Origin of the sequence: Streptomyces sp. NPDC058525, from assembly GCF_042719495.1 — a bacterium.
In the GTDB taxonomy this organism is placed as follows: Bacteria; Actinomycetota; Actinomycetes; order Streptomycetales; family Streptomycetaceae; genus Streptomyces.
This window is the reverse complement of sequence record NZ_JBHXNP010000047.1, coordinates 57,420-65,147: the sequence shown is the minus strand read 5'-3', so window position 1 is coordinate 65,147 and position 7,728 is coordinate 57,420. Positions and strand designations below refer to the sequence as shown.

Genomic DNA, 7,728 nt, shown 5'->3' with positions numbered 1-7,728 from the left:
CGGGGACAGGATTTGAACCTGCGACCTCTGGGTTATGAGCCCAGCGAGCTACCGAGCTGCTCCACCCCGCGTCGTTGCCCTAACCCTACGGCACCCACGGCCTGGCCTTCGCCACATTTTCCTGCCACCACCATCCGTCACGCGCACGGCCGGTTGCGAGGGTCCGCGAAGGCCGCGATGAGCAACAGCAGGGCCGCCGGCATGAAGACGAACATCCCGGTGATCGCGCCGACCACTGACCAACCGACCAACGGGAGCCCGACGATCAAGCAGCACCGAGCGAACGCCTTCGGCGCCGCCCGCATGACGAGCGGGAGGGCGACGACGAGGCCGGTGAGGAAGAAGCTCGAGGCCGACGCGGCATACATCCACCTGCCCTGTTCGAGCTTGTAGAGCATCGTCACCGTCACCAACGCCCCAGCCACCGCAGCCGCCACGGCCCAGCCCCACTGCCACCGCGACACGCGCTCTGCCACGTCTCCGCCCACAGCCACCCCCATTTCTTGAACTTGTTCAACTGAACACGTTCAAGCTAGCAGGCCCAAGTCGGGCGCACACCCCTCCCGTCACCGCGAAGGGCCTGGCCGGCGTCACGGCAGACAATCCCCCGCACGGGTGAGCGACCCTGTTCGAGCGAGTTTGGCCGCCGCCTCCCCAGACCTGCCAAGGCCATCGATCCAGGACAGAACATGCGTTCCCCATTTGCCCCCGAATCGGCCGTGACGATGTCGATCCAGCGCCGTTCTTAGAGCACCAGTACCAAACCTGCGGCCATCCGGAGGATGCCGTGCATCCCGGGACCGCCGACTGCCCGCCCTTGCAGCATTCGAACAACAGGCACTGCCCCGGCTCCCTGCCACCCGTCCCGTGTCCGCTCCCCTGAACTGCGAGGCCGCCTTGCCGCCCACCCGCTCCCACATCCGCGATCTCCTGGCCTCCTACCTGGTGCGCCGCCCCGCCGAGGCAGAGCTACTGGCACCCCTGGTGCGGGCGCTGGAAGCCGGGGACGATCCCACGCACCGCTCCACGCTGCCCGGACACATCACGTGCAGCGCCGTCGTGATCGACCGGGACCGGCGCGTGCTGCACATCCATCACAAGGCCATCGGCAAGTACCTCGCACCCGGAGGGCACGTAGAGGAGGGCGACCGGACGCTGCTGGGCGCGGCACTGCGCGAGGTGCACGAGGAGACCGGGATCCCGCCCATCGCCCTCTGTGTCACCGCCGAGTACGGGAGCGTGCCCTTCGACATCGACGTCCATGACATCGACGCCAGCCCGACGCAGGGTGAACCCGCCCACCAGTACTACGACTTCAGGTTCGCGTTCTGTCTCGTCGACACCACCGCCGAGATCGTCCCGCAGCTCGACGAGGTCTCGGGGGTGGAGTGGCGAGCTTTCGACGAGGTCGCGTCGCCCGCCCTGCGCGCCAAGCTCCTCGCCTCCGGCCTCGACGGTCGCGTCGAGCCGGTGAACGCCTCGGCGTTGATCCACGACGGGGATGGCCGCTACCTGCTCCACCTGAGGGACGACGTGCCCGGGATCTGGGAGCCGGGGGCCTGGGCTCTGCTGGGCGGCGGTCGCGAGCCGCAGGACGGTTCGCTGGAAGCCACCGTCCGCCGAGAGCTGCGGGAGGAAGCCGGACTCGCGCCTCCCGTACTGGCGCCCTTCGCAATGGAGTTGGCCACTGGAACCGATGGCATGGCCGTACCGGTGCAGATCTTCGCCGGGCTGTGGAACGGCGACCCGGCCGAACTTCGCCTCACCGAGGGCGTCATGCTCGCCTGGTTCTCCCCCGAGACGATGCCCCGCCTGCGGCTGAACCCCTCCACCCTGGATCTGGTGCGCCGCCACCACGCCTCCGCCCGCCCCGAACTCGCCCCCAAGGTCGGCAGCGGAAGCGTTCCGCATATCGTCGGCGTGCACCTCTACCTGGAGCAGGACGGCCAGGTGCTGCTGGGACTGCGGCACCCCGACTCCGCGTTCGCCGGCTCCACCCACCATTTCCTCGCCGGGCACTGCGAGCAGGAGTCCGCGGTGAGTTGCCTGGTGAGGGAGGCCGAGGAAGAAGCGGGCCTGCTCATCGACCCGGACGACGTGGAACTGGTGCACCTCGTCCACCACGTGGACGAGGCGGGCGGGCTTCCCCGGATGGGGGTCGTCTTCCGTGCCCGGCGGTGGCAGGGCACGCCCGAAGTACGAGAGCCCGACCGCTGCGTGTCCTGGGGCTGGTGGCCCACCGACGCACTCCCCCGCCCGCTCGTCCCCTACACCCGCGCCGCCATCGAGGGCATCCAGGCCGGTCGGTTCTATACCGAGGTCGGCTGGACCTGAGCAGCCCCTCTCCCTCCCGCACCCGCTCCCGCTCCCGCTCCCGCTCCCGCTCCCGCTCCCGCCTGCCAACATCCCAAGGAGTCGTACATGGCCGATCCCACCCTGCCGCACGCCCGCACCGCTGGATGCGTACGCCGGAAGGTCGCTTTCGCCGCCCGCCGCCGCCCCAAGGCTGTGCGGTGAGCGGCTCCGCCCGGCACACGGTGCCCGTCGACGTCCACCTCATCCTGCGCCGCGAGGGCGAGCACGGCCCGGAGGTGCTGCTGTCGCGCCGCGCCGGCGCGGTGTACGCGTCGGGGCTGTGGCACCTCCCGTCCGGGCACCTCGACCCGGACGAGGACATGGTGCAAGCGGTGATCCGGGAGGCCCGTGAGGAGACCGGCGTCGTCATCGACACCGAGGACGTCACCGCAGCCGTCACCGTCCACCATCGCCCTCCCGTGGGCACCCGTTCCCGGATCGGGGTGTTCTTCGAGGTGCGGTCGTGGTCGGGACGGCCCGAGGTGAGGGAGCCGGACCGGTGCGACGGCATGGGCTGGTACCCGCTGGACGGGCTGCCGGATCCGATGGTGGCCTACTGCCGGGCCGGCCTGGACTCCTACCGCGCCGGACTGCCCGCCGCCGTGCACTTCCAGCACCCCGACGACCCCGTCCACCACACCCCGGACGGCCCCGGCCGCACCCGCCTCCTGCCGGGCCCGCCCGCAGAAGGGGTGGAACTGCCTTACGGACTGCGGGCGTTCGCCGAGCAGGCCGTCGGCCGGATCGCCCGGACGACGGAGGTCTCCTGGGCGCGGACCCGGAACCGGGTCTGGCGGATTACCGGATCCGACGGCGGCGTCTGGTACCTCAAGCGGCACCGCGGTCCGCGGTTCCACGAGCGGGAGGTGGCCGCGTACCGGACGTGGGTGCATGCGCTCGGCGCACGGGCGCCCCGTCTCGTCGCGGCCGACACCGCGGCCCGGGCCGTCGTCGTCACCGCGCTGCCGGGGCGTAGCCCGAACGGCTTGGCCCTCGCCCCGGCCGCCGAGGTGCGTCTCCAGTACGAACTGGGCCGCCTCGCCGGCGCCCTGCACCGCAGCGCACCCGAGCGGCCCGCCGGCCCGTCGGAGGCCTTGGGGCGGGTGAAGCGCCACCTGGAGGAGGCGCGGCCGCATCTGGCCGACGGGGACGAGGCCTTGATCCTCGCCTTGGCCCGCGTGTACGAGGAACTCCCCCGGCCCGTGGTGGTGCCGACGCACGGGGACCTTCAGTACCGCAACGTCCTCCTCGCCGACGACGGCGAGCTACGGCTGTTCGACTTCGAGCGGTCGGAGTACGCCACCGCGACCCGCGACCTGGCGCGCCTGAGCGACACCTGGACCGGCCGGACACACCTGCGCGCCGCGTTCCTCGACGGGTACGGCCGACCGCTCACGCCCGCCGAGGAGCTCCGCCTGGACTGCGAGACGGCCTTCGACGCCGTTTCCGGCATCGCGTACGGGACCTCCCACGACGACCCCGAGGTCGCCGAACGCGGCCGCCGCACCCTGCTGCGGCTCCATGCGGCCAGGCGGCCATAACCCCTCACGCGACGCCGCAGGGGTGATCGACCCCGGTTTGACAGCGCTCAGACCGATGGCAGTGTGGTAGGTGGGGGGCGATGTTGGGAGGCTCGGCATGGCATCCGGTTTGGCATGGCGTTGCTCGGCGCGGCAGATTCCGCTCAGGCTCACGGCCGGCGTGTTCTTCCTGAACTCCGGGCTGTCCAAACGTGGTGCGGATCAGGCCACCGCCGAGGGGCTGCATCAGTTCGCCGCCGCCACCTATCCGTTCCTGGCAAAGCAGGACGCGCAGACGTTCGTCCGGCTGCTCTCGGCAGGGGAGCTCGCGATCGCCGCCACACTGCTCCTGCCGGTCGTTCCCGCTGCTGTCGCCGGGGCCGTGCTGACGGCGTTCTCGGTCGGCACCATCGGGCTGTACCTGCGTACGCCGGGGATGCGGCAGGAAGGGAGCCTGCGCCCGACCGAGCAGGGAATCGCGCTGGCCAAGGACGTCTGGCTGCTGGGCATCGGCGCCTCCCTCATCGCCGAAGGCGTGGACGAACACCGGTGACGGCCGGGAGTGCGGGTCAGGGGTGCGCATGGCCATGACCAAGTGGTTCTTCGAGCCCGGTCATACCGCGGCGGAGTTCCGCGCCAGGCACATGATGGTGACGTACGTGCGCGGGCAGCTCAAGAACGTGCGGGGCTCGCTGGCGGTCGATCCCGACAACCCGGAGACGGCACGTGTCGAGGCGACGGTCGACGCGACCGAGGTGTACACCGGGCAGCCCCAGCGCGACGCGCACCTTCGCAGTGCTGATTTTTTCGACGTCGAGCACCATCCGACCTGGACGTTCGTCGGGTCGAGCGTTCACCAGGTGAGCGGCACCGAGTTCGAGGTCACCGGGGATCTCACGGTACGCGGCGTGACGCGCACCGTGACCTTCGACGTCACCCACTTGGGACAGTGGGACACCCCTTGGTGGGAGGACGGGCGGGACCTCGGGCCGCGGCGACGGGCCGGCTTCACCGCGAGGACGCGGATCAACCGGCATGACTTCGGGGTCAGTTGGAACGACGTGGTCGACCGAGGTGGAGTGGTCGTCAGCCCCATGGTCGATGTGGTCGTCGATGTCGAGGCCGTCCTCGAGCCGGGTGAAACGACCGCCTGAGCGCGATGCCTTGCGGCCGGGCCGGGCGGCTGCCGGTCCGGTCAGGGCGTGCTGATGCCCTTGAGGATGACATCGGCCACCGCTTCGGCATGACGACGGATGGCGTCCTGGTCTGGGAAGCCCGTCGCGGGCGTCACCCGCTACACCTACACGGACGGCGACGACCGCTACGTCATGTACTTCGGCAGGGCTCGGGCCTGAACGGGGTGCCGTCGGCCCCGCAGCCCGTTTGGTGTACCGCTGCGCGGCGCGGGCGGGTGTCCGAACGAACCTGCGCATCGGAAGCGGCGCGCGGGTCCTGTGCCCGGGCGGCCACGGAAAGTATGATCAAGCAATGTCCGACACGACCGAGACCACACCCGGCTGGCTGAGCAAGGACGAGCTGGAAACGGCCAGGGCGCGCATGCCGATCCTGTACGTCGCGGCCGTCCCCGTACGCGTCGATGACAGCGGGGAGGTGACCGACATCGGACTGCTGCTGCGCATCGGTCCGGACGGCACGGTCAGCCGTACCCTGGTGTCCGGCCGCGTCCTGCACCACGAACGGGTCCGCGACGCGCTGCTGCGCCATCTGGAGAAGGACCTCGGTCCCGTGGCCCTGCCGCGCGTGCCGCCCTCCCTCCAGCCCTTCACGGTCGCCGAGTACTTCCCGACGGCCGGCATCACCTCGTACCACGACCCGCGCCAGCACGCGGTGTCCCTCGCCTACCTCGTGCCGGTGGCCGGTGACTGCCGTCCCCGGCAGGACGCTCTGGACCTGGTCTGGTTCAGCCCGCAGGAGGCGGCCTCGCCGGCCGTGCAGAGCGAGATGCCGGGTGGTCAAGGGGTGTTGCTCAAGCAGGCGCTCGCGCACACCGGGCACGTCTACTGACAGAGGCGCGGGGAGCGGGGCGCCGTCGGGGCGGCGCCCCCTATTCGCGTTTCCACACCTTTGCGTAGGCTTCCATGTAGTCGTCCTGGCCGTCCTCGATGTTGGTGATTTCCAGGACGAGGAGCACGTCGGAGGAGGCGCGGACGCAGATCTTGTCGCCGATCCCCCACTCGGCGTCCTCCACGAGGGTTCCGTAGTCGGAGGCCCACTTCTTCGCGAGGCAGTCGCTGTTCTTGTTGGAGTCCGCGTCCTTCAGGAGCAGGATGTCGTCCCCCGCGAAGTCCCAGTTCTCGTGCAGGTCGATGTCGAACCCCTCCCCTGACTGGGCGTTCTCGAAGTCGGCGGCGTCCAGGCCGTAGCCGGTGGGCAGTTGGACGGACTCCGACTCTTCGGCCAGGTACCAGTCGGCGAACGGATCGGTGGCGATGGGGGACGGTGCCGGGGAGGTCTCCTCGGGGGTCTCGTCCGGGGTCGCGTCAGGGGTCGTTTCGCCGTCGGTGGGCTCCGGTGTCGTCTCCGTGTCCGAAGGGGTGTCCGAGGGGCTGTCGCCGTTTTCGTCCTGGGATACGTACGGCGAGTCGGGTTTGTCGGACTGATTGGCCGAGTACGCCAGAGCCGCGATCGACGCTGCCACGACCACAGCGGCGGCAGCCAGGAACGGGGCGGTCCGGAGTCTCGCGCGGACCCCCGCCGGGCGCGGGCCATGGCCGGCCGCGACGGCAGGCGGCTCGCTGGGGCGCTCCGGCACGTTCGAGCCGCGCACCATCGGGCTCGCCGCCGCCGGGGTGGTCGGCTGGTCGGCGAGGTGCGCAGGGGTGGGCGTGGGGCCGGGGTCCACGCGCGTGGGCTCGTACCGCGCGGGGGCGGCCGCCGCTTCGGGCTCCCCGTCCGCCTCGAGGGCCGAAGAGGCGCGTGCCAGCAGGCTGTTCGCGACGGCGGGCGGCAGCCACGCCGAACCGTCCGGTCGCGCGGCGTCCGCGGGCCCGCCCGATCCGCCGGCCCCGGCCACCCGGGCCGAGAGCTCCGTCTCCAGGGCCTCCAGGGACGGCCGCTGTTCCGGGTCCTTGGCCAGGCAGCGCCGGACGAGGTCCCGCGCGACTCCCGTGAGGGCGTCCAGCCGCGGCTCGGAGTGCACGACCCGGTAGAGCAGCGCGGGGGTGGCGCCGGTCCCGAAGGGGCTCTCGCCGCTCAGGGCGAAGGCCAGCACCGCGCCGAAGGAGAAGACGTCGGAGGCGGTGCCGACGGCGTCGCCCGCGGCCTGCTCCGGGGACATGAAGCCGGGTGAGCCCACGGTCATCCCGGTCCGGGTCAGGGCGCTCGCCTCGGTGGCGCGCGAGATGCCGAAGTCGATCACCCGGGGTCCGTCGGGCCCCAGCAGTACGTTCGAGGGCTTGAGGTCCCGGTGGACCAGCCCGGCCGCGTGCACGGCGGACAGGGCTGCCGCCAGACCGCGGCCCAGCGCGAGCGCCGAGGCCTCGGGGAAGGGGCCGTGTTCGGCCACCGCCTCGGCGAGCGACATGCCGGGTACGAAGGCGGTGCTCAGCCATGGCGTCGGGTCGTCCACGCCGGCGTCGAGCACCTTGGCGGTGAATCTGCCGTCCACCGCCCGAGCGGCGGCAACCTCGCGGGCGAACCGCCGTCGGAACTCAGGATCCCTGGCCAGCTCGGGATGTACGACCTTCACGGCCACGCTGCGCCCGCCGGGCGTTCGGGCCAGGTAGACCCGTCCCATGCCCCCGCTGCCGAGCCGGGCGACTACGCGGTAAGGCCCCACCTGTACAGGGTCACCCGGTATCAACGCGTCCACTTGGCCCCCCGAGTAGCGCTG

At 71.3% G+C, this 7,728-nt stretch carries 7 protein-coding genes; 5 read left to right on the top strand and 2 right to left on the bottom strand.

All coding sequences use genetic code 11. The features are described 5' to 3' along the window. Positions 1-137: 137 nt before the first annotated feature. On the bottom strand, positions 138-476 hold the full coding sequence (locus ACFWP3_RS22240; RefSeq protein ID WP_384223755.1) for a hypothetical protein: 339 nt from the start codon (positions 474-476) through the stop codon (positions 138-140). A 391-nt stretch (positions 477-867) separates the two neighbouring features. Here ACFWP3_RS22240 and ACFWP3_RS22235 point away from each other — a divergent pair, with 391 nt between their 5' ends. From ACFWP3_RS22235 to ACFWP3_RS22215, 5 genes are all read left to right on the top strand, one after another. After that, on the top strand, positions 868-2,334 hold the full coding sequence (locus tag ACFWP3_RS22235; RefSeq protein WP_384223753.1) for an NUDIX domain-containing protein: 1,467 nt from the start codon (positions 868-870) through the stop codon (positions 2,332-2,334). Positions 2,335-2,513: 179 nt separating this feature from the next. After that, positions 2,514-3,896 carry a phosphotransferase gene (locus tag ACFWP3_RS22230; protein WP_384223750.1) on the top strand — a complete coding sequence of 461 codons (1,383 nt, stop codon included), beginning with the start codon at positions 2,514-2,516 and terminating at the stop codon, positions 3,894-3,896. Between the two features lie 97 nt (positions 3,897-3,993). Then, complete coding sequence (locus ACFWP3_RS22225) at positions 3,994-4,428, top strand: MauE/DoxX family redox-associated membrane protein (RefSeq protein WP_384223747.1); 435 nt, start codon at positions 3,994-3,996, stop codon at positions 4,426-4,428. A 28-nt stretch (positions 4,429-4,456) separates the two neighbouring features. Then, a complete protein-coding gene (locus ACFWP3_RS22220; protein WP_384223744.1) occupies positions 4,457-5,029 on the top strand; it encodes a YceI family protein in 573 nt (190 codons plus the stop codon). A 334-nt stretch (positions 5,030-5,363) separates the two neighbouring features. Beyond that, positions 5,364-5,900 (top strand): NUDIX hydrolase family protein, encoded by a 537-nt coding sequence (locus tag ACFWP3_RS22215; protein WP_384223741.1) that lies wholly within the window; start codon positions 5,364-5,366, stop codon positions 5,898-5,900. 40 nt (positions 5,901-5,940) lie between these two features. On the opposite strand, the gene ACFWP3_RS22210 is transcribed toward ACFWP3_RS22215, so the two are convergent. Then, positions 5,941-7,674, bottom strand: a complete 1,734-nt coding sequence (locus tag ACFWP3_RS22210) for a serine/threonine protein kinase (RefSeq protein WP_384223738.1) — start codon at positions 7,672-7,674, stop codon at positions 5,941-5,943. Positions 7,675-7,728 lie beyond the last annotated feature (54 nt).

What these genes read in the sequence shown, in the direction of transcription:
- ACFWP3_RS22225 (WP_384223747.1), top strand. Translation starts at nt 3,994, where the DNA reads ATGGCATCCGGTTTGGCATGGCGTTGCTCGGCGCGGCAGATTCCGCTC.
- ACFWP3_RS22220 (WP_384223744.1), top strand. Translation starts at nt 4,457, where the DNA reads ATGGCCATGACCAAGTGGTTCTTCGAGCCCGGTCATACCGCGGCGGAG.
- ACFWP3_RS22215 (WP_384223741.1), top strand. Translation starts at nt 5,364, where the DNA reads ATGTCCGACACGACCGAGACCACACCCGGCTGGCTGAGCAAGGACGAG.